Annotated in this window: 22 protein-coding genes; 9 read left to right on the top strand and 13 right to left on the bottom strand. The window is 48.0% G+C overall.

The genetic code is table 11. The features are described from left to right. Positions 1-14: 14 nt before the first annotated feature. Positions 15-503, bottom strand: a complete 489-nt coding sequence (gene greA, locus EZJ49_RS09795; protein WP_262551900.1) for a transcription elongation factor GreA — start codon at positions 501-503, stop codon at positions 15-17. Between the two features lie 129 nt (positions 504-632). Between greA and EZJ49_RS09790 the strand changes: the two genes are divergently transcribed. After that, the gene (locus EZJ49_RS09790; protein ID WP_262551899.1) at positions 633-893 is read left to right on the top strand and encodes a (2Fe-2S)-binding protein; all 261 of its coding nucleotides are present in this window, start codon (positions 633-635) and stop codon (positions 891-893) included. 10 nt (positions 894-903) lie between these two features. On the opposite strand, the gene EZJ49_RS09785 is transcribed toward EZJ49_RS09790, so the two are convergent. After that, positions 904-1341 carry a bacterioferritin-associated ferredoxin gene (locus tag EZJ49_RS09785; RefSeq protein ID WP_262551898.1) on the bottom strand — a complete coding sequence of 146 codons (438 nt, stop codon included), beginning with the start codon at positions 1339-1341 and terminating at the stop codon, positions 904-906. A 126-nt stretch (positions 1342-1467) separates the two neighbouring features. Here EZJ49_RS09785 and gloB point away from each other — a divergent pair, with 126 nt between their 5' ends. After that, positions 1468-2220 carry a hydroxyacylglutathione hydrolase gene (gene gloB / locus EZJ49_RS09780; RefSeq protein ID WP_262551896.1) on the top strand — a complete coding sequence of 251 codons (753 nt, stop codon included), beginning with the start codon at positions 1468-1470 and terminating at the stop codon, positions 2218-2220. 3 nt (positions 2221-2223) lie between these two features. Here the strand turns inward: gloB and EZJ49_RS09775 are convergent, their stop codons facing one another. Both EZJ49_RS09775 and EZJ49_RS09770 read right to left on the bottom strand, forming a co-directional pair. Continuing rightward, positions 2224-3441 (bottom strand): TIGR01777 family oxidoreductase, encoded by a 1218-nt coding sequence (locus tag EZJ49_RS09775; RefSeq protein WP_262551895.1) that lies wholly within the window; start codon positions 3439-3441, stop codon positions 2224-2226. A gap of 8 nt (positions 3442-3449) precedes the next feature. Beyond that, positions 3450-4757: a cryptochrome/photolyase family protein gene (locus EZJ49_RS09770; RefSeq protein ID WP_262551894.1), complete on the bottom strand. Its 1308-nt coding sequence runs from the start codon at positions 4755-4757 to the stop codon at positions 3450-3452. 48 nt (positions 4758-4805) lie between these two features. Between EZJ49_RS09770 and EZJ49_RS09765 the strand changes: the two genes are divergently transcribed. Both EZJ49_RS09765 and EZJ49_RS09760 read left to right on the top strand, forming a co-directional pair. Continuing rightward, the gene (locus tag EZJ49_RS09765) at positions 4806-6215 is read left to right on the top strand and encodes an ABC1 kinase family protein (RefSeq protein ID WP_262551893.1); all 1410 of its coding nucleotides are present in this window, start codon (positions 4806-4808) and stop codon (positions 6213-6215) included. A gap of 4 nt (positions 6216-6219) precedes the next feature. Next, on the top strand, positions 6220-6711 hold the full coding sequence (locus EZJ49_RS09760; protein WP_262551891.1) for a TlpA disulfide reductase family protein: 492 nt from the start codon (positions 6220-6222) through the stop codon (positions 6709-6711). A gap of 3 nt (positions 6712-6714) precedes the next feature. Here EZJ49_RS09760 and EZJ49_RS09755 read toward each other — a convergent pair whose 3' ends face one another. From EZJ49_RS09755 to EZJ49_RS09735, 5 genes are all read right to left on the bottom strand, one after another. Beyond that, the gene (locus EZJ49_RS09755) at positions 6715-7956 is read right to left on the bottom strand and encodes an EF-hand domain-containing protein (protein WP_262551889.1); all 1242 of its coding nucleotides are present in this window, start codon (positions 7954-7956) and stop codon (positions 6715-6717) included. Positions 7957-7976: 20 nt separating this feature from the next. Then, positions 7977-8999, bottom strand: a complete 1023-nt coding sequence (locus tag EZJ49_RS09750) for a hypothetical protein (protein WP_262551887.1) — start codon at positions 8997-8999, stop codon at positions 7977-7979. Then, positions 8996-9460: a hypothetical protein gene (locus EZJ49_RS09745; RefSeq protein WP_262551885.1), complete on the bottom strand. Its 465-nt coding sequence runs from the start codon at positions 9458-9460 to the stop codon at positions 8996-8998. The genes EZJ49_RS09750 and EZJ49_RS09745 overlap by 4 nt, the downstream gene beginning before the upstream one ends. After that, complete coding sequence (locus tag EZJ49_RS09740; protein ID WP_262551884.1) at positions 9457-12417, bottom strand: hypothetical protein; 2961 nt, start codon at positions 12415-12417, stop codon at positions 9457-9459. The genes EZJ49_RS09745 and EZJ49_RS09740 overlap by 4 nt, the downstream gene beginning before the upstream one ends. Before the next feature lie 231 nt (positions 12418-12648). Beyond that, positions 12649-13581, bottom strand: a complete 933-nt coding sequence (locus EZJ49_RS09735) for a cation diffusion facilitator family transporter (RefSeq protein WP_262551883.1) — start codon at positions 13579-13581, stop codon at positions 12649-12651. A 102-nt stretch (positions 13582-13683) separates the two neighbouring features. On the opposite strand from EZJ49_RS09735, the gene EZJ49_RS09730 reads away from it, so the two are divergent. Next, positions 13684-14586 carry a COX15/CtaA family protein gene (locus EZJ49_RS09730; RefSeq protein ID WP_262551882.1) on the top strand — a complete coding sequence of 301 codons (903 nt, stop codon included), beginning with the start codon at positions 13684-13686 and terminating at the stop codon, positions 14584-14586. On the opposite strand, the gene EZJ49_RS09725 is transcribed toward EZJ49_RS09730, so the two are convergent. Then, complete coding sequence (locus tag EZJ49_RS09725; protein ID WP_262551881.1) at positions 14579-15196, bottom strand: LON peptidase substrate-binding domain-containing protein; 618 nt, start codon at positions 15194-15196, stop codon at positions 14579-14581. The two genes, EZJ49_RS09730 and EZJ49_RS09725, sit on opposite strands and share 8 nt — an antisense overlap. A 57-nt stretch (positions 15197-15253) precedes the next feature. Here EZJ49_RS09725 and EZJ49_RS09720 point away from each other — a divergent pair, with 57 nt between their 5' ends. Beyond that, positions 15254-15664, top strand: a complete 411-nt coding sequence (locus EZJ49_RS09720) for a thiol-disulfide oxidoreductase DCC family protein (RefSeq protein WP_262551880.1) — start codon at positions 15254-15256, stop codon at positions 15662-15664. On the opposite strand, the gene EZJ49_RS09715 is transcribed toward EZJ49_RS09720, so the two are convergent. Next, positions 15661-16077 (bottom strand): (deoxy)nucleoside triphosphate pyrophosphohydrolase, encoded by a 417-nt coding sequence (locus EZJ49_RS09715; protein ID WP_262551879.1) that lies wholly within the window; start codon positions 16075-16077, stop codon positions 15661-15663. The genes EZJ49_RS09720 and EZJ49_RS09715 overlap by 4 nt on opposite strands. Positions 16078-16253: 176 nt before the next feature. On the opposite strand from EZJ49_RS09715, the gene EZJ49_RS09710 reads away from it, so the two are divergent. The 3 genes from EZJ49_RS09710 to EZJ49_RS09700 are packed head-to-tail and all read left to right on the top strand — an operon-like array spanning position 16254 to position 19840. Beyond that, positions 16254-17861, top strand: coding sequence for a Na/Pi cotransporter family protein (locus EZJ49_RS09710; RefSeq protein WP_262551878.1), 1608 nt, complete (start codon positions 16254-16256; stop codon positions 17859-17861). Continuing rightward, positions 17858-18205: a DMT family protein gene (locus EZJ49_RS09705; protein ID WP_262551877.1), complete on the top strand. Its 348-nt coding sequence runs from the start codon at positions 17858-17860 to the stop codon at positions 18203-18205. Before EZJ49_RS09710 ends, EZJ49_RS09705 begins: the two co-directional genes overlap by 4 nt. 45 nt (positions 18206-18250) lie before the next feature. Beyond that, entirely contained in the window at positions 18251-19840 is a 1590-nt protein-coding gene (locus tag EZJ49_RS09700) for a hypothetical protein (RefSeq protein WP_262551876.1), read from the top strand. On the opposite strand, the gene EZJ49_RS09695 is transcribed toward EZJ49_RS09700, so the two are convergent. Both EZJ49_RS09695 and EZJ49_RS09690 read right to left on the bottom strand, forming a co-directional pair. Then, complete coding sequence (locus EZJ49_RS09695; RefSeq protein ID WP_262551874.1) at positions 19837-22017, bottom strand: heavy metal translocating P-type ATPase; 2181 nt, start codon at positions 22015-22017, stop codon at positions 19837-19839. The two genes, EZJ49_RS09700 and EZJ49_RS09695, sit on opposite strands and share 4 nt — an antisense overlap. 6 nt (positions 22018-22023) lie before the next feature. Next, positions 22024-22305 carry a metal-sensitive transcriptional regulator gene (locus EZJ49_RS09690; RefSeq protein ID WP_262551872.1) on the bottom strand — a complete coding sequence of 94 codons (282 nt, stop codon included), beginning with the start codon at positions 22303-22305 and terminating at the stop codon, positions 22024-22026. Between the last annotated feature and the right edge of the window lie 35 nt (positions 22306-22340).

Raw genomic sequence — 22340 nt, 5'->3', positions numbered from 1 at the left:
GGACCGACAAGAGATTACTTGTACTCGAAGGAGATGATTTCGAATTCTTTATCGCCCTTAGGGCTTTGTACGGTTACAGTGTCACCGTCTTTTTTGCCAATCAAAGCGCGCGCCAATGGAGACAGGATGGAGATCATGCCTTTTTTAACGTCTGCTTCATCGACACCAACAACCTGATAAGAGAACTCCTCTTCAGTTTCAGTATCAACGATCTTAACGAAAGCACCAAACACGATGCGATCTGCCTTGATAGCAGAAGTGTCGATAACGTCAGCACCCGCCAATTTGCCTTGAATTTCAGCAATACGGCCTTCAATCATGGCCTGGCGTTCTTTTGCAGACTCGTACTCTGCATTTTCAGAGATATCGCCCTGAGCACGAGCTTCCTCGATGGCCAAGATCACAGAGGGTCTTTCTTCCAACAACAACTTCTTAAGCTCAGCATCAAGCAAAGCTTTTCCGCGGATAGTCATAGGAAGTTTATCAAGTGTACCATTAGCCATTTCAGCTCCAGTGTTAGAAGGACACATGTTGTACCGGATTCTTGGTCTCTTTTCAATGCACCTATGACGCTTAGCAATACTAAGGGATCTCGGGTACCTTTTTCGGATGCGGGGCATTACAATTGACCCATGGGCGCCAAGAAGAAAACCGAAATCATCTGCCGATGCAACAATGTGAGTCGTGAGACCATTGAGCAGGCCATCCGTAATGGCGCCACCACCTTAAACGATATTTTTGATACCACTTCAGCCGGCGTCGGTCCCTGTGGTGGGTCCTGCCGCAGAAAGCTGGGCCCCCTGCTGGAGCACTATCTTAAGACCGGCACCTTCCCCGACAAAATTGTCGAGGATCTGACCGGCAAAGTGCCTCCACCCAAGAAGGACGAATAGTTTTTTATTTTTAGGCTGTTTTTTTACCCAAACGGAAATCGATGATCTTCTGCACTTCCGGGCGACAGGTGCCACAATTGGTACTGGCATTGGTCTGACGACTGACCACTTCCGTTGTGTGAGCCCCGGCGATGATCGCCTGATCCACTGTGTGTGCCGCCACAGAACGGCAGTGACACAACTCCTCTTCCTGATATGGGAACACCCACTCTCCACGCAGTTTCAAAATCATTTCCCGCAATAGCAAACTGGAGTGATCCTGCCCTTCCGGCACTGGCCACTTTTTCAGATCAGCACCGAAATGCTTTCTCATTGTCTGCATCATATCCATAAACTGCGAGCAACCCATGATCGAAACCTTTTCAACGGCACCGGGCGCCTGGGGATTTTCCCCCTGGCAGTCCACTTCAATAAAATCACGGCCGTCCAACTCTACTTTAATCTTCATATAAACATCTATGATATAAGATCCAGCCAAAGAACCAAGGCCAGTTATGTGAAAACGCAAACACACCTTGGTCTTGTCGTCAGCGTCTGAAACTGGGACACTATTTCCAAGACAAAGGACGCCCTTATGAAAACTGAACGAGTCGAGCTGCTTCCCATATTTGACGACAACTATGTCTTTGTTCTGATCAATGATGACCTGAGCTCGGCAATCGTGGTGGACCCCGGTGAAAGCTCCGCCGCCGAAGAATTCCTGATGGAACACGGCTTAAAGCTTACCGGCATTCTACTGACCCATCATCATGCAGATCATATCGGAGGGGCCCTGGAACTGAAAAATCGTTTTTCCTGTCCGGTCTATGCACCACTTAAAAACAAATCCCAGATCCCTTTTGCCGATCACTATTTACAGGAAGGCGATGCCGTTGATCTGCCGCCGTTTTCCTTTCAGGCTCTGGAACTGCCGGGACATACTTTGGGTCACATCGCCTACTGGGATGAAAAACATAAATGGCTCTTTTCAGGGGATGTGATCTTTGGTCTGGGCTGCGGAAGACTTTTTGAGGGCAGCTATGACGAGGCCTACGCAAGCCTGCAAAGAATCAAGGCTCTGCCCCCGGAGACTCTTATTTACTGCACCCATGAATATACTGAGCGCAATCTACAGTTCTGCCGCATTCTTTCTGCGGACGACAATACTCCTATTCTGGGAAATGCTGAAATCCTCGACACCTATGCACTGGATCTGCATAACAAGCGCAGTGCACGACGCCCCAGCGTCCCTTTAAGTCTTGCCATGGAAACTGAGACCAATCCTTTCCTGATGGCCCGGGATGTGGAACAGTTCCGCTATTTGCGCGAACTGCGCAATCGTCAATAGACTCTAGAACAGCCGTCGAAAACTTTCCGCCGCTATATTCTTACGGCGGAAAGAAAAGATATTTTCAACATCCTTACGGACAAAGCGACTGGCCACCAACCACCCCAGATATCCCATCGGCATCTTATAGCGAACCCGATCCACCAAAAGTGTTCCCCCACAGAAGGGACGGAATTCCGGCGTGTGCGTCCACTTCTTCAGTTTAAATCCCAATGTCGGAGGCATGACTTTCTCAAGATGATGGGCGCCTTTAAAAAGCGGAAGCAATTTTTCCGGAGTTACCGGAATAAACTGCTCGGCCACAAAGAACTCTTCGCCCCTTTGGAAGGGAGCACAAACATCATTCAAGGCTTCTTGGAGTTCTGGATAATGAAACTTATAACCCCACTCTCGGGATTTATCAGCGCACCCCCGATTTGAAGCCACCAATGACGAGGCCAGATCACCAAACAGCAAATTCAAAGCAAACATGGGCACCGGGGGCCCCAAATGAGAACCCACAGCCTGGGCCAGAGCTTCTGAAAAATCACGATTGGTCACCGGAAACGGGGCCACGCCATTCATGGGACCATGCGCCTGCGGATTTTCCAAAGCCAGCAGATAAAGACCCACGATATCTTTGATATGAATCCAGCTCATCCACTGTTCGCCCGTACCAAGCACACCGCCAATGCCACTGCGGAATGGAAACAGCATCTGATCCAAAGCGCCTCCCTGACGAGCCAGAATCATTCCGGTTCGCACAAACACACTGCGCCCCGGAGCCCGGGCGGCGGCCGCTTCCCAGTCTTTGCACAATTTCGCCAGAAAATCCTGTCCAGCCACACCATCCTCAGTCAGCACCTCGGCACCGCTGTCGCCATAAAAACCAATTGCCGAGGCCGAAACCAAAACCTTGAGACTTTTAGGCAGACACTGCACCAGATTCCTTGTTGCAATCACACGGGAGTCATAGATTTTCCTCTTTTTCTCTTCCGTCCAGCGACTGTCGGCGATGGGCTCGCCCATCAGGTTTATCGCCGCCTCAATTTTTCCCAAACGAGAATCCGACAACGGCCCCTGACTTAAATCCCCCTCGATCACCTCGCAGGGAAAAGGTAAAATCTCTTTGGCCTTTTTTCCATTGCGGCTAACGACAAAAAGATCATGTCCTTTTTCTGCAAGATTTTTTCCCAACTCCCGTCCGATAAGACCTGTGGCTCCGGTTATCAGAATGCGCATAACAACCTCTATTTTTTTAGAGTTCTGGTGAAGGCCTGCAAACAACGGCCGCGGGCCTCATGATGATCCACCATCGGCTCAGGGTACTGATCTGTTTCCAGTTCTGGAACCCATTTTTTTACATACTCCCTTGTTGGATCAAACTTGTCCAGTTGGGTTGCAGGATTGAAAATGCGAAAGTACGGAGCCGCATCACAACCTGATCCTGCCGCCCACTGCCAGTTGCCATTATTAGCGGCCAGATCATAATCCAGCAGTTTTTTGGCAAAGTATCTTTCGCCTTCCTTCCAATGAATCAACAGGTGCTTGCACAGAAAGCTAGCTGCCACCATGCGCACGCGATTGTGCATGAAGCCCGTGGCATTCAACTCCCGCATCCCGGCATCAACCAAAGGATACCCCATCTGTCCCTCACACCAGCGGGCGAAATCCTTCGGCGCCCGACGCCAGGAAATTTGATCGTATTCAGGCCGGAAGCTATGATTTTCAACCTTTGGGTAATGCCACAAAATCTGCATAAAGAAGTCACGCCAAAGCAGCTCACTCAGCCACACTTCAGAATACTTTCTGCCTCCCCGTGCCAGCTCCCGCACACTGACTGTTCCAAAGCGCAGGTGCAGCCCCAAATGAGAGGTCCCTTTTACCTTGGCAGGAAAGTCGCGTTCTTTGGCGTAGTTTTTCAACATCCGTGTTGAAAGCTCCAGAGACGGAAATTCAAGATTTGTTCTGATGAATCCCAGATCTTTTATTGTCGGCATGGCTTCAGCCTTGCTAATCTTCAGGTAGCTGCTTTCGTATAGATCATTCGGATAAGATTTCAGATAAAAGTCATTCAGTTTTTTTAGAACCTTGTTTTTGTAAGGCGTAAAAATCGTGTAGGGCTTTCCACTGTCAGTCAGGATTTCGTCCTTTTCAAACAGGGTTTGATCCTTGAATGTTTTAAATTCAATCTTCTGCTTTTGCGCCCAGAGCGCGACTTTTTCATCCCGCTTCCGTGCGGCGGGTTCATAGTCATGATTAGTGTAAATGGCCTCGACTTGAAATACCCGTGCCAACTCCTGCAAAACCTGCAAAGGGCTTCCGTGGCGCACCAGTAAATCCGAAGATTTCTTACGAAGCAGCTCTTTAAGATCGGACACGGTGTCATAAATAAAACTCACGCGGGCATCGGCGGGATCCGTCAACTTATCAAGAATGTCAGTATCGAATATAAAGACCGGCAGAACGTTTTTATGCTCTTTCAGGGCATGATAGAGACCTGCATTATCATCAACACGAAGATCTCTGCGGAACCAAAACAATGTGATTTTTGACATAACAATAAAAGTTTAACATTTCAGCCACTTAAGGTAAATTGGCAACCTATGGACGATAAAAAGTCTGCCAAAAAACAAAATACGCAAAACAAACAACTCAACAAGATCAAGTCGTCTGTTTTTTCTCGCAGCCTGTCCTTGGCGAAACTCACGCTTCAGGCCGGGGCCTCCATTGCCCAGCATGGGGTCACCACGGCTCTTAAAAGTAAAGAAAGCAAAGAGGAAACCTGGAAGCAGCTGCTGCAGAATCAAGCTCTGAACATCAGCTCGGAACTGGGTGAACTTAAAGGCAGTCTGATGAAAGCCGGGCAAATGCTGTCCATGTATGGTGAGCATTTTCTGCCACCGGAAGCCAATCAGCTTTTGAAATCCCTGCAACATGATTCCCCCCCTTTATCCTGGGAGGCCATTGAGCCCAGCTTGCTCAAAAACCTTCCTGCCGAAAAGCGTGATCTTTTGGAAATCGAGAAAGAGGCTTTGGCCTCAGCCTCGATGGGGCAGGTCCACCGGGCGCGTATCAAAGCCACCGGGGAAAGTATTGTCTTAAAAATTCAATATCCCAATGTGGACCGCGCCATCGACAGTGATCTGCGCGCCATTCGCACGTTATTGAGCACCTTGAAGCTTCTGCCTAAAGATTTCAATATGGACCCGATTTTTGCGGAAGTCCGTGAGATGCTGGTGCAGGAGACTGATTATGAACTGGAAGCACAACTGACCGAACAGTTTTATGACCGGCTGGCCGGAGATTCCCGGTATGTTGTTCCGCGTGTCCTGCGGGAGTTTTCGAGCCCCAAAATTCTTGCCACCTCTTTTGAGCGCGGCCTTCGCGCTGATGATACGCTGATTCAAAGCCTGCCACAAGAACGCCGTAATCGTTTGGCTTTAAATTTCCTGGATCTGTATTTTAAGGAAATTTTCGACTGGGGTGTGGTTCAGACCGACCCGCATGCCGGGAACTATCGCATTCGCATTGACCCGCAAGGACGTGATCAACTGGTTCTTTTTGATTTTGGCGCTACCCGTTCTTATGATCTGAACTTCCTGACCCCGTACCGTCGCATGGTGAAGGGGTCCTTGTTAAACGATCGCGAGCTTTTCCTGCAAGCCGCCCGTGACTTACGCTTTATCCGCGACAATGATGATCCGGAGCTGCAGAAGCTTTTTGAGGAATTCTGTTTTGAAACGGTTGAACCTTTTATTGAGCACTCTGATCCTCGCAACAGTGATGGACAGATTGACGTCGATGGCACCTATGACTGGAAAAACACGACACTGCCACAAAGACTTTCCAAAAAAGTTTTTCAGATCATTCGTGGTTTCCACTTTAGAACTCCCCCCCGGGAAATGATCTTTCTGGACCGCAAAACCGGCGGAGTCTTTATTTTCCTGTCCGTCCTGCGCGCTAAAATCCGGGGGCGCGATCTGTTGCTGAAATACACTGAAAGGATCTCTTAGTTCCATGAAAGCATTCGCATTGACTCTTTCCCTGTTGCTGATCTGCCTGCAAGGCTTTGCAAAGAACCCTGTGCCCGAAGTGGAGTTCAGGAAACTTCCTGCTGTGAAACTTAACACTCACAGTATTTCCAGCATCAAAGACTTGCAGGGCAAGGTCGTTCTGGTGGATTTTTGGGCTTCATGGTGCAGTCCTTGTAAAGAGGCGCTGCCCCACTACGGTAAGCTTTATGAAAAGTACAAGGATAAAGGGCTGCTGGTGATCGGCATCAACGAGGACGATGACATCGCGGAACGGGATGCGTTTCTAAAAACCATGCCTTTGAAATTTCCCCTTTTCTTTGATCAGGATAAGTCCGCAGTGGCAGACTTTCAGGTGAAGGCGTTACCCACCTTATATGTCTTTGATAAAAAACTAAAGCCTGTGGCCATGCATCGGGGGTTTGATGCGAAGGACACACAGGCTTTGGAAAAACAGATTCTGGATCTGTTAAAGTAACTATTACTTCTGGCTTAGGCGGGTTTCCACCGGAGCCAGCCAGATATCCACGATTTTGCCTTTTTTGGTTTTTCCTTTTTCCTTAAACCAGAAGTCAGCAGTTTCGCGGCCTTCGGCGTGAGGACCCATTGGAGTCAACACATTCTCTTTGTACTTCAAAGAGATCTTCACAACACGTTTGTGAAGCTTTTCAACTTCTTCCTTCTGTGAAATTCCATCGCCGTTTTTATCATTCCAGATAACAAGCTTTTTAAAGTCCTTATCGCGATGATCGATCACACCATCGCCATTGGTGTCCATCTTCTTCAGGACTTCAAAGCCATTTTCAGCATGAGCATTGTCACCGAAAAGCTCGTCCTTTTTATCAATCATGCCAGACTTATCGCGATCCAGCGCCACAAACCAGCCCGGAGAACCTGCTTCCGGCCAATGTGTCTTGCCAAATGGATTCAGCGGGAAGTCACTGCTGTTTTTAAACTCTGGACGTCCATCATCAAAGAAGACCATCAGAGGTGACCAGTAACCGCCACAGAATCCGGTTTCACCCGGGAAAGCGATATTGAGTTCAACATTCGATTTATCCGAGGAAACTGAGATTCCTCCAAACGATGCCGAAACCAGACCTGTTTTACCCATATAATCACCGCAAGGATAGGTCGGCGTATAAGAAGAATATCCATAGCCGCCATAAACTGCGCCGCCATTACAACTTTGAACCGTTTGACGGAAGCTGTAGCTCTTTAGATAAACATCCTCGTTCGGAGGAACATTGATATTTCCGGCAGCATCCACCGTCACACCGGTTGGAATCGGAGTATTCAGAATGACAGAGTTGCCGAAAATAGCCGCCTTACCTCCATTGGGAATGGAGTAATTGCCAGAGGCGATTTCCTGAATTTTACCGGACATCGCCATACCTTCAGGGCGCACCACCAAAGCCGGATAGTTCACCGTGATGGGATAATCCTTCCCACCAATTGAGAGCACCAGATCAGCATTCACAATTGCACTGGCCGCCAGCGGATTACCGACACCACGCAAATTTGTCCCGAAACAAGAGTTATTAATTTTGATAACGGTTGTCGTCTTACCAGACCGTGTAACCATTCCCGAAGCCGGTGCAGATGTCACCGAATCGCCAGAACTTACACTATTAACCGCCATGGGAAAATCTTTGTCTGCCGCATGCACTGAAGCTCCCAGCGCAAAGACCACCGCAATTCCCCCCAGATTTACGTACCTCATAACTCCCCCTTACACTTAAATTACAGACCTGCCGTCTGCTGAGTGTCTTTTTTCTTGGATTTATTTACTTTGAAATAAATCATTCGCTTCAAAACTGAATCTCTTTTTAGCTGTAAAGACTCAACCTTGTCCGCCAATAGCATTGGTGATGACCACCGTCCACTTTCATAAGTCTGCTTATAAAGAAGTGCTGGCGTCCCTTCCAAAGTATTATCCTTTTGCGGTTCGACGTAATAGCGTATAAGTCGTACCGGACGAAGCCGAACTATCGCCTGACCTCCCCCAATAGAAGGGGCTCGGCGCAAAAAAGTATCTACGCTATCCATCAGGATATTCGTCTGCGGGTTGCGCATATCAATCGCGTTCTTAATAAGCGCATCACTCACCACAGCCTCACCACTTATCAAGCCAACAAAAACCGGGCTGCGTGGAGCAATCTTCATATTCACATTCCCATTAGTATCTACAGGGCGTAATCGAGCCGGTGTATCGAGCATTACCATCCGTCCATTTTTCCAGAAATCTGGATTAGATGTTTGATACAATTTGGATACCCAGCGATTTCTGTTCAGCCCCTGAAACTGCAAAGAGGCAGCTGTATTAAAATCATCAGGCGCCTGTCCAACGTCATAGGCGGCAACCGGGTCATAGTTGGAAAGAGGCCCCGCCTTGATATCCTGAATCAGAATCACCAATTCTTTTCGCGTACTGCCAGATCCAAGCCCTAACTGAATATTTCTATCAAGACGTCCCGGTACACTATTCGCCGGAATATCCGGATAGTAGTCAAAAAACAGAAGCTTATTATCATCCAGTAAAGTGAGATTGTTATAAGACGGATCAATACCATTGAAATCCATAAACAAGATCCGTTCCGCCAAATTAGTATCGATCGAATCTTCAAGCTGATTTTTCAACTTGAGCTGATCCTTTGTTACGAACAATTGAGTCGAAACCATGATGGTTGTCAGCATGGCGACAAGGCCAATTCCAATCATCATTTCTATAACGGTTACACCGTGGTTGTTATTAAATTTCTTCATTTTGCACTCACCACAAAGACATAGTCACGGAAGGCTTCATTCTTTTCCTTCCATGAAGTATGGGTCATTCGCAAAGTCACTTTATACAAACCTCGATAGTTCTCGTAGGGTTGAATAGTGAATCCATATCTACCAGCACAACCTTCACATTGCTCCTTAGGAACCGAAATTCCATTATCCCATGCCATTGGCAATGAGTCCGGAGCCAGAGCTGACGAAGCTCCTTCTTTATAATCAAAATTTACCTGATAGTTTTCGACACCGGCCTTAATATTCTCTGCAATATCGTTAATCTGTTTATCTGTTGAGGAAACCTCAACCGTGTTACGTGTGGTATTGCGAAGCGACACCATCCCGCCGGTAAAAGCAAACCCAACAATTACAATCAGTCCTAGCCCAACAAGAGCTTCAACCAAACTTTGACCTCGGCTGTTTTTAAGCATCCCTGTCATTTTTCTCATAGGCCAGCCTCCCGAGACTGCTCCACAACGAAGAATCGAACCAAACGTCGCTTACACGTGGTATTTGTTGCGTTTTCCAGCAATCCACAATCAGGGTCCACCGATGTCCACTGGAATGGGTCCGCCTTGGCACGCAGACTGATGGTATTGCAACCACGACGATCCGCCACCTCCTGCACAGAAGGAATCGGATGCCAGATTGGCTCACCACTCTCATCATTACAGTCTTTACCTGAGAAGGATTTCAAGACCTTGGCAGCCCGGAGCTCTCTAGTGGCCTGCGGGTGATAAATCGCGCTCCAAATAATTCCTGACTTCAAAGCCGTCGGGTGCACTTTCATACTACCAACAATAAACGTGCCTATTATCCTAAGGGGTGAATTACGTGCCTCGATGACAAGCTCGTCGCAGGCATAAAATCCAGTAACAAAGCTGGAATTTGATTTGATTACGCACTTGCCAACGATAGACCTAACATTAAATACAGCGTTGCTTCGACTTGCATTATCAAAAACTATTTCGTTCAAAATAGGATCAGAACCCAATTTTGAAGATGAAAGCCCCGCAAAGTTCCACGAATTTCGTGTTCCCTGGGCAAAACTGACGTTCCAACCGGCACTTCCAAAAGATTGCGAAGGCTTGGCATCTCGAGCGACCCTACACTTTTCATCCAAAGCGTCATAGTCAATTTCACTTTCATTAAATGCCAAAGACGCTGATGAATTTGCCTCAGCGGAAACACTGCTTGGGGGATTGATCTCGTTTCGATTGGAGGCGACTTTAAAATTCAAATAGCGTAAAAGCTGCGCATTTGCGCCCCCTTGAGATACCGGCCTGCTATTATAAAATGTATTATCGTAGGCCTGAATTCGCAGAACAGGGTCCACATAGTTTCCATTCGCATCAATCAAACTTTTTACATTGGAAAATTTAATCTGAAAGTCCAGTCGATCACTTTGCACTCGTCCAATGATGTTTTTGACAGGATCAACATCCACAACAACTGTTGGCGGATTCGCCACCAAGGTTTCATACGCATTCTTATCGGTACGGGCCTTGTCATAGCTGTAGGAAGCAGTATTTATCTGACTTTGTTGATTGGGAATAGTTGTATTATTGTAAGTCTTGATGATTCGCTTCAACTCACTGATCTCTTTCTCAAGACTCTCAATTTTATCCGGGTCCTGATACTTACCGGAACCCACCGTTGTAGAAGATCCTGATGACGAACCCGAACCAGAGTCCTCCACTTCAGTCTCAGGCGCCGCCTCCACCACTTTTTCTACTGTTTTACCACCACCGGCAGCTCCTCCTCCAGATCCTGAGGTTTCAGTACTCGCCGGAGCTTTAACAATCGGTTTAACTGGCTTCTTCTCTTCCGCAGCCAATGCCAACTCCGCAGTATTCAGATCGGATCTATACTTAGAAAGCTCAGTCTGCAAAACGTCATACGCCTTCAGCGCCTGATCGTAAGCTTTCTTTGTCTCATTTACGGCCGCGATAAATTTATTATAATACTCCTGAGAACCCACAGGAGCCTTCATCGTCAATTTGCCATCACTATCCAACTGTCCCTCTACAGCTCTATTTCCCAAAATCAAAGAAACTTTAACTACACCATCAGCGTTTTTGGCATCAGCTGTTGCTGTACCATTGCCCCAATTGAAGAATTCAATCGTTGATGCATTATCTTGTTGAACAAACTTATTTCCATTGGAGAGTGCCATACGATATTCAAAGTTGTTTGTTCTGGCCGACGTTAGTCGTCCTGAGAGCTGCGACTTATAAAGCAAATCTTTGGAAGCCAACTCATTCCCACGCTTGATACAATCTTCCATGTCCTTGGTGCTTGGAGGTGTTCCTGTCATAACTTTACCAAAGTATGACAACCCCAAATCCAACCCGCCGTCGTTTTCAATCCCTTTTAAGAATCCACCAAATGTACGGGCATCAGACCAAAATCGGTCAAGACTCCCGCCCGAGGAACGAGGCGAGTACATACTACCATTCGAGAAAACCCATCCATTCCCCATATAAAGCCGATCCGCAAAAGTCACAGGACTATAACGAATGGAATCCGGTGAAGCTTCCGCAGAAGCGTCATCAACTGGCAAATGAACATTACGATTCACGAAAACAGGACTCTGGAACACCAGCCCCTGACTTCCTGCCAGTTCAGCACGACTACTGAACATATGCAGCGAAACATCTCCTGTTTCACCGGTATAATCCCAGGTTTTATCCAAATGCAGATCGTTTGGCACAAGAAGGGCGAATGAGCCAACTTCACGAGGGTATATCACCACGGACGAAGAAAGCACCAATGGCGTCGAGCCAATTTGGATCGGCTCCTTTTCTTTTGCGCTGGTCTTCAATGCCACTGTAATTCTCATATAAACTTCGCGACCCGAACGCGGAAGATAAGGACTGTCATCTCGTTTCAAAGTTACAGAAACCCCATCAACTCTGATAGATCCATCATCATCAGCAGCTTTCACATCCTTAAGCGCGTTTAGAACCGGAAACAAGGGGTGGCTCGCAGTCACGGCACTGATCTGCACATAACGATTCACCTGAGACAAACGAATATTATTCTTATCCACCGGCCCTACATTCTTATTATTGGCAATCAGCTGACGGATGAAGTTTTCCTGCTCTACAGACATAATCAAACGTTCAACACTTCCCTGATGAGAAAGGTTGCACTGATCCGTTGGACTGTTTAGAAGAAGATTATCATCAGTAAAGCAGTACTTTTGGCGAACGCCGAAAATCACATAATCCAAAGTACTATTCATGGCAAAACGAAGTTTCACCATATTGTTGGTTTTCACAATCTGCTGTTTCTGCCCGATGACGTAGTTTGTAAGGAAATAAAACGACGTGCTCATCACAGCGGTAGCAGCCAGAATCTGTAGAAGGACGTTACCCTTCTTATTACGTACCGAATTTACCATAAATGATTCCTTATTTTTTCCTAGGCTACTTATCGGCAATTACGGGGAATTTTTGAGTTATCCCGCGTTCCATAATTGATTTGAAATGTAGAGCGTACAGAGATGAAACGACAGCAACGAACATCGGGACTGTGTTGGATCTGAGTGTTTCATTTTTGGAAATAAAAAATCACGGCCCGTCAGGAAGCCGTGATTCATCATGATACATTTTTACAAGGTTTTGCTCAGGTCTTAATGATGTTCCGGATCTGCACAATGAGAACCGGAAATTTCAGTTTCGATAGTTGCTTCGATAATTCCGAAATCTTTCACCAGCTTCTTGATTTGATTTTTAATTCTTTCCATATCCGCCAACCCCACTTCCGGGGCCAACACCACATGGCCAGTGAAAACATGGCGTTCGCCATCCAAGGACCACAGGTGTCCGTGATGAACACCCTCGACTTTGGCGACCTTCAAAATCGCCGCTTCAACTTCCTCGACTTTCACCTGACTGGGCGATGCCATCAAAAACACCTTCATCGCCTCACTCAGATTGCGCACAACATTGTACAGTATCCAGCAGGCCAAAGCGATCGCCATGCCGGCATCCAGTTGCGGAACATCAAAGAACTTCATGACAACTGCGCCGACCAGAACCATGACCCAGCCCAGAACATCCTCGATCATATGCCACATCAGCATTTTCTCATTCAAAGAAGTTCCCTTGGAAACACGATAAGCGGCATAACCATTCACGCTCACCCCTAGCACTGCCAGCAGAATCATCCCGTCAGCATGGGGCTGTTGAGGAGAGAACAGTCGCGGGACCGCCTCCAGCAAAATAAAGATCGACCCCACCACCAGAATCATCCCGGTGACCACAGCCCCCAGGGTGGAAAAACGACGATATCCGTATGAAAAATGTCCATCGCTTTGCTTGTGCGAGATCTTTTCCAGAATGATCGCCAGCAACATCGCAATAGCATCACCGAAGTCATGAAGTGCATCACTAAGAATCGCCACACTGTTCGTCCAAAGCCCCCCGATCAGTTCGATCACCGCAAAACTCAGGTTTAAAACCAGGGCGAAACTCATACGACCGACAACCGCGCCATGGGAATGATGATGGTGATGTCCATGACTGTGGGAATGGTGATGATGGGCGCTTTTGGATTCAGACATAGCTCATTTAACGCCGTCCGCTGCACGGAAGTCAATGTCGCCCCGTATAGAACTCATTTTAAACCTGACCGCTTCAGACGACCGTGATAGTTCCAAAAGTCTATGACACGCTCTGAATACAAGAAATTTGCATTTAGCCTTCTTATCTATACAATTTTGGTCATTCTTTGGGGAGCATGGGTTCGCATTTCTCATTCAGGTGATGGCTGCGGCGACACTTGGCCTTTATGTCATGGACGCTTAATCCCCGAGGCCGAGCGCGGAAAAACCTGGGTCGAATACGGCCATCGCCTGATGTCCGGCATCTACGGCCTGGTGGTGATCTACTTCTGGTGGGTGGCGCGCAAGCTTTATCAACCCGGACACTTTGCCCGCAAAGCAGCGCTGGCAACTTTGATCTTCACCATCACTGAGGCTCTGCTGGGAGCCAAACTGGTTCTGTTTAAACTGGTCACAACAAACGACACCCCCTATCGGGCTTTTGTTATGGCCTTGCATCAGGTCAATTCGTTCATGCTAACCGGTGCGGTGGCCTTGGTGGCGGTGGCTGCCTTATCACAAGCTGAAAAAGAAATGCCTTCAACAAAAGAAGCTCACCGCTTCTTCCCATGGATCATCGTCATTATCGGGATCACGGGGGCCTGGGCTTCTTTGTCCAACTCTCTTTTCCCGGCAGAGAATCTGTGGGATGGCTTTATGGCGGACTTTGCACGCGACTCTCACTTCCTGATTCGCATTCGCGGCCTGCACCCGTTGCTGGCCTTGCTTGGCGGAGGTGGCTTGGCGCTTTACTTCTGGTTGAAAGCGCAAACGGCGGAACTGGAAGTCATTCAGAAGCGATCTCTTCACATGAGTCTGTTATTGATTTTTGGAATTATGTTCGGGATCGCAACCCTGCTTTTGCATGCTCCGGTATGGATGAAAATCGTCCATCTGGCTCTTGCCCACAGTATTTGGGTTGTCATGCTCCAATGGGTTTACCTCGCGCGCACCACCGCTAAGTAGTTAATTCGTTGGACTCCATCAGACGGTGCAGGAAGTGGATTTTTTCATTGAGGTCGTCATATTCCAGCACCATCTGCTGCAAGTCATAGTCGCGCACCAGATAGGACGCAAAGCTGCCGACAATTTCTTCCGGATGAGTCAGATTGCGCATAAAGAGATCCCTTTGCGCCGGATCTGGAATATGAGTTTGAATCCAGCGAGTCAGAATCTTATGCAAAGAATTAAGTTCCAAACGAAGGGACGGTTCCAGCACTGTTTTTTCTGGAATAATCTGAGCCTCACACACCATGTACGGTGTACCACGATCCAGGACCTTACCCAGACGTAACTTACCCTGGCCCTGAATAAAGACCAAAAGGGTTCCATTCAGACGCTCTTCAATGATCTGCACATAGCCATAACCGGCAACTTCCCGCACAAAAGGGACTTTGTCCCCCGGACGCACCGGGACCACTTTGGAAGGGTCTTCAATAAAACCCACAGCCACCGGAGTCTGGGTTGCAACCGCTTCTTTTATCATGGACAAGTAACGAGGCTCGAAGATATTCAAGGGCTTCGTGGTTCTTGGGAATAATGCCACGTTGACGAGTGGAAAAAGAAATACTTCCATGTGAACAAGACTCCTCGGCTTGATAATCCATTATAAGGACTGTAGGCTGTAATTGCTATGGAAAAGGTAGAACTAACAACGCGAAATGTGGTCTTTTTTGATGGCGTCTGCCATCTTTGTAACGGTTTTGTCGATGCTGTGATCAGCCGCGACCAAAAGCATGCGTTCCTCTTTGCCCCACTTCAGGGAACAACAGCAGCAGACCTTCTGCCTCCTGAGGATCGCTCTAAACTTGATACAGTGATCTACTTTGAGGCGGGAAAACTCCACTATCGTTCCGCAGCGATTCTGAAAATTCTCACCCAGTTGGGGGGAGCCTATAAACTCTTTGCTTTGGCGTGGGTGATTCCCGGACCTTTGCGTGATTTCTTTTATAAGATTATCGCGAAAAATCGTTATGCCTGGTTCGGTGAACGTGAGTTCTGCCGTCTGCCCACCCCGTCTGAAAGATCCTATCTTCTGCCTTAGGAAAGATGGCGCAGTCTTGCCACAAAAGGCCGGTCTGCCGCCGACAACTCCTCGACTTGAATCTCATCAAGTGTTTGCCACTTAAAGGCGTCGTGTTCGGAAAGTTGCAGTTCTTCATCCCCGCGCACCAGGGCGCGATACACCCGCAGACGAATCAGCTTGGTGGGATAGGCATAGTCCTCTTCACCAACCAGGTCCTTCACCCGAATGGTCAAAGCCAGCTCCTCCTGAATTTCACGAATCAATGCCTGCTCGGGTGATTCTGCCGGCTCGACTTTGCCACCGGGAAACTCCCAAAAGCCCGCCCCCGACTGGTCAGGTCCTCGACGGACCACTAAGATCCGGCCTGTAGGATCACCATCTCGCTGAATCACTGCCGCCACCACAAGGACGGGTTCCTGCTTTCTGGTCATGAGTATTCCTTCTGTAGGACTTAAGTATATAGCCTCATTTTGAATTTTTTAAAGAATTGTTTTAATCTAAGAAGGTTCACGCGCAGTATTGGGGCTTCCTAATTCCAGACAGTGTTGTTAGAGTAAGAGTTTTCAGAGCCCCTACAAGCTCACACGACTTTACGGAAATACGCAGCATGATCGATTCGGGCAATTCATATTTTATACTTCTTCTCAGCGGGGTCGCCCTGTTCCTTTACGGAATGAGCATGGCTTCCTCTTCGCTGGAAAAAATCATGGCCGGGAAAATCACCGGTCTCCTCAATCACCTTTCACAAAGTAAGTTTCTAGCCATCCTGACCGGGGTTGTACTGACCACCCTGATGCAAAGCTCAGGCGCTGTGACGACGATGCTGGTGGGGCTTGGCTCCGCCCGCGTGGTGAACCTGCGTCAAGTGATGGGCGTGATCATCGGCACCGCCGTGGGCACCACCCTGACCGTGCAATTGATCTCTTTGGATCTGACCCAGTATGCCCTGCCTGTTTTCGCCATTGCCTTTGCTTTTTATTTCAAAGCCAAAAAGACCATCTTCAAAAATATGTCACTGGTCTTTATGGGCTTCGGTCTTTTGTTCTTTGGGATGAAGCTGATCTCGATTTCGTCGCATCACTTTGCTGAAAATCCGATGATGACAGAAATCTTCCAGAGTGTTCGTGATAACCCGGGTTATTCACTTTTGATTTCCGTCGTCTTCTGCGCCTTCGTGCAAAGCAGTGCCGTGACCATCGGTCTGGCTATGAGCTTGGCGATGGTCAAAGCGATCACATTCTATGATGCCATGCTGTGGGTGTATGGTGCCAATATCGGAACCACTTCTGTAGCGCTGATTGCCGCGGCCGGTGGCAACTACGTTGGCCGTCAGGTGGCCTGGGCGCATTTCTTCTACAAAACCATCAGCGTGGTGATCTTCTATCCGTTCACCCAGATCTTTATTGATTTCATGCTGACCTTTGACACGACGATTGCCCGCTCCATTGCTAATGCACATTTGATCTTCAACGTTCTGTCTTCGATCATCTTCTTCCCATTCATCAACAAAGGTGCAGAGCTGATTGAAAAGATGTTCCCAAAAGCCGCCAGCGAAGAGTTCGGCACCGAATTTGTGAACATGAACAACTATCAAAGTTCGGCACTGGCAATTTCTTACGCCAACCGCGAGATCATGAGAACCGCCGATATTGTGCTGGGCATGATCAAGGACTCTTTGCGCCTGTTTGAAACCAACGATCCGAAAGACTTTGATTCCATCAAAGACCGCGACAACAAGGTGGACTTTCTGTATCGCGAAACCAAAATGTTCCTTCTGGATCACGCCAACAAGTCCACCACGGTTGTACACCAGAATGTGATGAACATGATCATGTTCCTAAGTGATCTGGAGCGCGCAGCCGATGCCATTGACATCAACATTCTGGCCCTGGCGATCAAAAAGAACGCGCTGAAACTTGAGTTCTCTGACGAAGGCTGGGCGGAAATCCGCCAAATGCACGAACAGGTTGTCAAAGTGGCGGCCATGGCCATCAACGCCTACCAAAACAAGGACCTGGCCGAAGCCGCCATACAGCTGAAGCGTGATCTTGCCAAAACAGAAATTTCTTTGCGCGAAAATCATATCAGCCGTTTGAACCGGGGCTTGAATACGTCCATCAACACCAGCTCCATTCACCTGGACCTGCTCAGCGAGTATCGCCGTATTGCCAGCCTGCTTTGCAACCACGCCTATAATCAGAGGTCTCAGTCATGATGAATAATGCGTATGCCCCTCTGGGTCTGTTGCTTATCTCCAACGTGTTCATGACATTTGCCTGGTATGGACACTTAAAGACACTGAAGTCCTCAGCCCTGTGGTTGGTTATTCTGATCAGCTGGGGTGTGGCCTTCTTTGAATACGTCTTTCAGGTTCCGGCCAATCGCTTGGGGTCCAATTATTACTCATTGCCACAGCTTAAAATCATCCAGGAAGTCATCACCATGGTGGTCTTTGCGGGGTTCTCGGTTCTCTATATGAAACAGTCCCTGAAACTGGACTACCTGTGGGCAGGGCTTTGTTTGATCGGCGCCGTTTATTTTATATTTCGGTCACCTTAAAAAACTGCTTCCCCTTTTTGGCTCATTTCAGGATATAATGAAGGCATGAAGTTCATTTATATCCTGGAAGATGATGAACGCACCCAAAAAGATCTATTTGAAACTCTAAGAAATATAGATCCAAAGCTTGCTATTCGCTTTTTTCACAGCCTTTCTGAATTCCATGAATGGTTAAAGATATCTGTCTCAGAAGGAGCCCTGGCTCTGGCCAACGGTGGCCGTCCCTACAAAGACGACACAGGCCCTCCACTGGAACCCTCCAGCACTCACGAACTGCGTTTGGTTATTGCCAAAAACGAGTTCATGGGGATTCAAAATATCGGGCTGATCAAGCGGGCCCGCGACTTCTTTCTGCGCAAAAAAATGTGTTCCGAACAGGAACCCACCGCTTTGATTCTGACCGCCTTCGACAGTCCTGACTTTGATATCGGGCTGGCTGAAGAACGCATCATCAACAATGTCATCTTTAAACCCTTCGACAAACTGATTCTTCGCCAGCATTTGGAATATGCCCTGACTGGCCATCATCCGGTGACCTCCACGGCGGTGGCTTCGATGCAGATCAATTCCACCATCGAAATGTTAAAGGAAGTCAGTTTAAACAGTATCTCTGAAATCGGCTTTACGACCGTGAACAACCACGCCATCCGCATAGGAGCGCTGACGAAGTATTACAGCGATTCATTCACGACGGACAGCAAAAAATCCCTGCTAGCCTATTGCAATTCCTGCAAGGAAATCGGTCCGGAACAATTCCTTTGTGAGTTCCTGTATATCGGAGCCGACAATCAACAAGTCAGCCAGATTCGCCGCAATATTTTACAGAATAAGGATCATACCAGCGAAGCGGTTCTTCAGACCTCCAACACCAGAAAACATATCCTGATTATGGATGAAGACGTCCCACTGGCCATGGAACAAAAAACCTTCCTTAGTGAACGCTTCGCAAATTCAGAAGTTTATACGTATTCCAATTACGGACAGCTGCTGTCGGATCTGGCCGATAAAGACACGCCAAACCGCCAGATGCTGCCTGTGCAGTTCGATGTCATCTTCACGAACTACGAACTGTTTGAAATTGAAAAACAAAAAAAATGGGAACAACTGCAACAATACTTAAAAGACCGCTGCAAGGCCCATGAAACCGAAATGACAGCCGCACCAGAGCTGTACTTTATCAGCCGAAAACGTCTGCCCATTGATGAAGTTAAAGGCCTTTCATCCTGGGCCAAAGAAGTCTTCTTCACACCACTGGATAAAACCTATATCACCAAGAAGCTTTTAAAAACACATTCAGACCTGGCCAATAAAACTGAAGTGACCGTGGTTCACCAGAAGGATAACAACCCGTTAAAAGTGGCCAATCCCGTGGAGATCACACAAATTTCCGAGGCCGGATTGATTCTGAAATACTATCGACAAATGAGTATTGGTGCCTTCCGTGAATTTATTCTGTGGCGCCCGGAAGAACTGGAAACGCCGGAAATTATCGGCACGGTAAATTACACCGAAAAAGACAAAAGTGGCGGCGACTATCACCTGAACCACTTTGTCTTCTTCGGCATGAAGGATTACTATCTTAAACACATCCGTTTGTGGTTAAGAGAGGCTTATATCAAAAATAAAGCCTCTTAGATCTTTTTACGCTTCAACAGCAGCGAGTTACTCACCACGGAAACAGAACTCATTGCCATAGCGGCGCCGGCAATAACCGGATTCAACATCCCCAAAGAAGCCAGCGGAATACCCAACACGTTATAGATAAACGCAAAGAACAGATTCTGACGGATTTTTTGTAAGGTTAAATGCGACAGTTCAATCGCATGCGCCACCGACATCAAATCATTTTTCATCAAAGTCACATCCGCTGTTTCTATCGCAATATCAGTTCCTGAAGACATCGAGAAACTGACATCCGCCATCGCCAGGGCCGGAGCATCGTTAATGCCATCCCCGACCATTGCAACTCTTTTCTTTTGGCGTTTCAAGGTCACAATGACATTGGCTTTATCAGCGGGCTTCACGCTGTGCTTAAAGTCAGTGATACCGGCCTGGCGGGAGATCTCACGCGCAGTGCCCTCGTTATCACCGGTTAACATCATCACTTTCACGCCACGCTTTTGAATTTCCGCGATGGCCGCCTTGGAGCTTTCGCGAATACGGTCCGCCACGGCAATATAGCCCAGCACCCGTTCATCATCCGCCAAAGCCATCAACGTCTGCCCCTTGTTTTCAAGATCCGCAAGAAGCTTTTGATCCAAAGAATACGGAGCTGCCACCCAACTTGTTTTTCCAAGTTTTAAGTTGCGATTTTCAATGCGTCCCTCAATCCCCTGACCCACAATGTTTTTGAAATTCTGAACCGATTTTAGCTCCAACTTTTCCTTTTTAGCTTCTTCGACGATGGCGTGTGCCAGTGGATGCGAAGATCCCATTTCCAGACTGGCAGCCCAGCGCAAAACCTCGTTCCGATCCTGACCTGCGGTGACGTGCACTTCTGTGACCACAGGTTTTCCCTCTGTGATGGTGCCGGTTTTATCCAACACCAGAACGTCGATTTTTTCAGCCAGCTCCAGCGCCTTGGCATCGCGGAAAAGCACACCTGCCCCCGCCCCCTTGCCAATTCCCACAACCACAGCGGTCGGCGTCGCCAACCCCAGAGCACAAGGACATGCAATCACCAGAACAGAAACAGAGGATATAAATGCTGACGTCAGATCGCCAGTCCACAACCAGGTCCCAATAAAGGTCAGCACGCTGATACCCACCACAACCGGCACAAATACGCTGGAAATCTTATCCGCCAAACGCTGAATCGGGGCCTTCGACCCCTGAGCCGTGGTTACAATTTTAATGATTTGTGCCAACTGGGTTTTTGCGCCAACCCCGGTGGCCTTGATACGCAGGCTACCGTCCTGATTCAATGTCGCCGCATACACGCGGTCATCCACACCCTTTTGGACCGGCAGACTTTCCCCGGTCAGCATGGATTCATCGACAGTGGAAACGCCTTCCACCACCAAACCATCCACAGGAATGGACTCGCCATTTTTCACAACAACGATGTCACCGGAAACCAGTTCTGAAATATCAATCTGCTTAAGCTCGCCATTTCTTTCGACAAAGGCTTTTTTAGGCTGCAAGCGCAGCAAGCCTTCCACTGCTTCTGACGTTTTTCCTTTTGCGCGGCTCTCCATCAGCTTACCCAGCAAAATCAAAGTAATCACCGCAGTACTGGCTTCAAAATAGACGTGATGATGATGCCAGTTCAGGAATGTAATCACCGCACTTAAGCCATAAGCCATCGTGGTTCCCAAGGCCACCAGCACATCCATATTGGCACTGCCGGATCGCAAGGCATAATAGGACCCGCGATAAAAGCGCCAGCCAATCCAGAACTGCACCGGTGTCGCCAAAATCCACTGGAACCAGCGAGGCATCATCTCATGCCCACCGCCAGTGAACATCGTCACCATCTCAATCATAAAGGGCAAAGTTAGAAGAGCGGAAATCACAAACAGCCGCAGTTCTTTACGGTACTCTGCCGCGGCTTCCTCTTTGGCCTTCTGCGTGTCCACCTCAGAGTTCACCTCGAAAGCCTGATATCCCAGCTCTTGAATCATCTTAATCAGGTTTTCCACCTTTAGTGGACTGTCACCAAAGTCCACATGGGCTTTTTCCGTTGCAAAGTTCACGGACGCCTTGACCCCAGGAAGAGCATTCAGGCTTTTTTCAATTTTCCCGGCACAGTTCACACAGGACATGCCAATGAGTTGCAATTCAGTGGATTCTTGAACCGTTTCTTTTTCCATAACAACCTACTTACTGACGAGATTCATGATCTCGTCGATTTTTTTTGCCACTTCTTTTTCATCCCGAGATTTTATGGCCGTTTTGACGCAACCATGCACGTGGGTCTTCATAATCTCGTTTTCCATCGCCTGAAGAGCTTTGGCAGCGGCGCGGATCTGAAAAACGATGTCGGGACAATAACGACGCTCTTCAATCATCTTCTGCACACCATCCAACTGACCACGAACACGATTTAAACGCTTTAAATGCTCGCTGTGATCCGGATGCTGGGGGGAATCTTTTTTCATGACACACCTCGATTTCGATTCCAGTATATACCCCC

This window comes from Bdellovibrio bacteriovorus (assembly GCF_025558485.1).
GTDB classification, from domain to species: domain Bacteria; phylum Bdellovibrionota; class Bdellovibrionia; order Bdellovibrionales; family Bdellovibrionaceae; genus Bdellovibrio; species Bdellovibrio bacteriovorus_G.
Note: the sequence above shows the minus strand (reverse complement) of the source record. Positions and strands in the feature narration are given on the sequence as shown.

Excerpts from the sequence above, each read along its gene's own strand:
- EZJ49_RS09730 (WP_262551882.1), top strand. The coding sequence starts at position 13,684 with ATGACACGCTCTGAATACAAGAAATTTGCATTTAGCCTTCTTATCTAT.
- EZJ49_RS09760 (WP_262551891.1), top strand. The coding sequence starts at position 6,220 with ATGAAAGCATTCGCATTGACTCTTTCCCTGTTGCTGATCTGCCTGCAA.
- EZJ49_RS09710 (WP_262551878.1), top strand. The coding sequence starts at position 16,254 with ATGATCGATTCGGGCAATTCATATTTTATACTTCTTCTCAGCGGGGTC.
- gloB (WP_262551896.1), top strand. The coding sequence starts at position 1,468 with ATGAAAACTGAACGAGTCGAGCTGCTTCCCATATTTGACGACAACTAT.
- EZJ49_RS09700 (WP_262551876.1), top strand. The coding sequence starts at position 18,251 with ATGAAGTTCATTTATATCCTGGAAGATGATGAACGCACCCAAAAAGAT.
- EZJ49_RS09790 (WP_262551899.1), top strand. The coding sequence starts at position 633 with ATGGGCGCCAAGAAGAAAACCGAAATCATCTGCCGATGCAACAATGTG.
- EZJ49_RS09725 (WP_262551881.1), bottom strand. The coding sequence starts at position 15,196 with ATGGAAGTATTTCTTTTTCCACTCGTCAACGTGGCATTATTCCCAAGA.
- EZJ49_RS09755 (WP_262551889.1), bottom strand. The coding sequence starts at position 7,956 with ATGAGGTACGTAAATCTGGGGGGAATTGCGGTGGTCTTTGCGCTGGGA.
- EZJ49_RS09695 (WP_262551874.1), bottom strand. The coding sequence starts at position 22,017 with ATGGAAAAAGAAACGGTTCAAGAATCCACTGAATTGCAACTCATTGGC.
- EZJ49_RS09770 (WP_262551894.1), bottom strand. The coding sequence starts at position 4,757 with ATGTCAAAAATCACATTGTTTTGGTTCCGCAGAGATCTTCGTGTTGAT.
- EZJ49_RS09750 (WP_262551887.1), bottom strand. The coding sequence starts at position 8,999 with ATGAAGAAATTTAATAACAACCACGGTGTAACCGTTATAGAAATGATG.
- EZJ49_RS09765 (WP_262551893.1), top strand. The coding sequence starts at position 4,806 with ATGGACGATAAAAAGTCTGCCAAAAAACAAAATACGCAAAACAAACAA.
- EZJ49_RS09740 (WP_262551884.1), bottom strand. The coding sequence starts at position 12,417 with ATGGTAAATTCGGTACGTAATAAGAAGGGTAACGTCCTTCTACAGATT.
- EZJ49_RS09690 (WP_262551872.1), bottom strand. The coding sequence starts at position 22,305 with ATGAAAAAAGATTCCCCCCAGCATCCGGATCACAGCGAGCATTTAAAG.
- EZJ49_RS09720 (WP_262551880.1), top strand. The coding sequence starts at position 15,254 with ATGGAAAAGGTAGAACTAACAACGCGAAATGTGGTCTTTTTTGATGGC.
- EZJ49_RS09775 (WP_262551895.1), bottom strand. The coding sequence starts at position 3,441 with ATGCGCATTCTGATAACCGGAGCCACAGGTCTTATCGGACGGGAGTTG.
- greA (WP_262551900.1), bottom strand. The coding sequence starts at position 503 with ATGGCTAATGGTACACTTGATAAACTTCCTATGACTATCCGCGGAAAA.
- EZJ49_RS09745 (WP_262551885.1), bottom strand. The coding sequence starts at position 9,460 with ATGAGAAAAATGACAGGGATGCTTAAAAACAGCCGAGGTCAAAGTTTG.
- EZJ49_RS09785 (WP_262551898.1), bottom strand. The coding sequence starts at position 1,341 with ATGAAGATTAAAGTAGAGTTGGACGGCCGTGATTTTATTGAAGTGGAC.
- EZJ49_RS09705 (WP_262551877.1), top strand. The coding sequence starts at position 17,858 with ATGATGAATAATGCGTATGCCCCTCTGGGTCTGTTGCTTATCTCCAAC.
- EZJ49_RS09735 (WP_262551883.1), bottom strand. The coding sequence starts at position 13,581 with ATGTCTGAATCCAAAAGCGCCCATCATCACCATTCCCACAGTCATGGA.
- EZJ49_RS09715 (WP_262551879.1), bottom strand. The coding sequence starts at position 16,077 with ATGACCAGAAAGCAGGAACCCGTCCTTGTGGTGGCGGCAGTGATTCAG.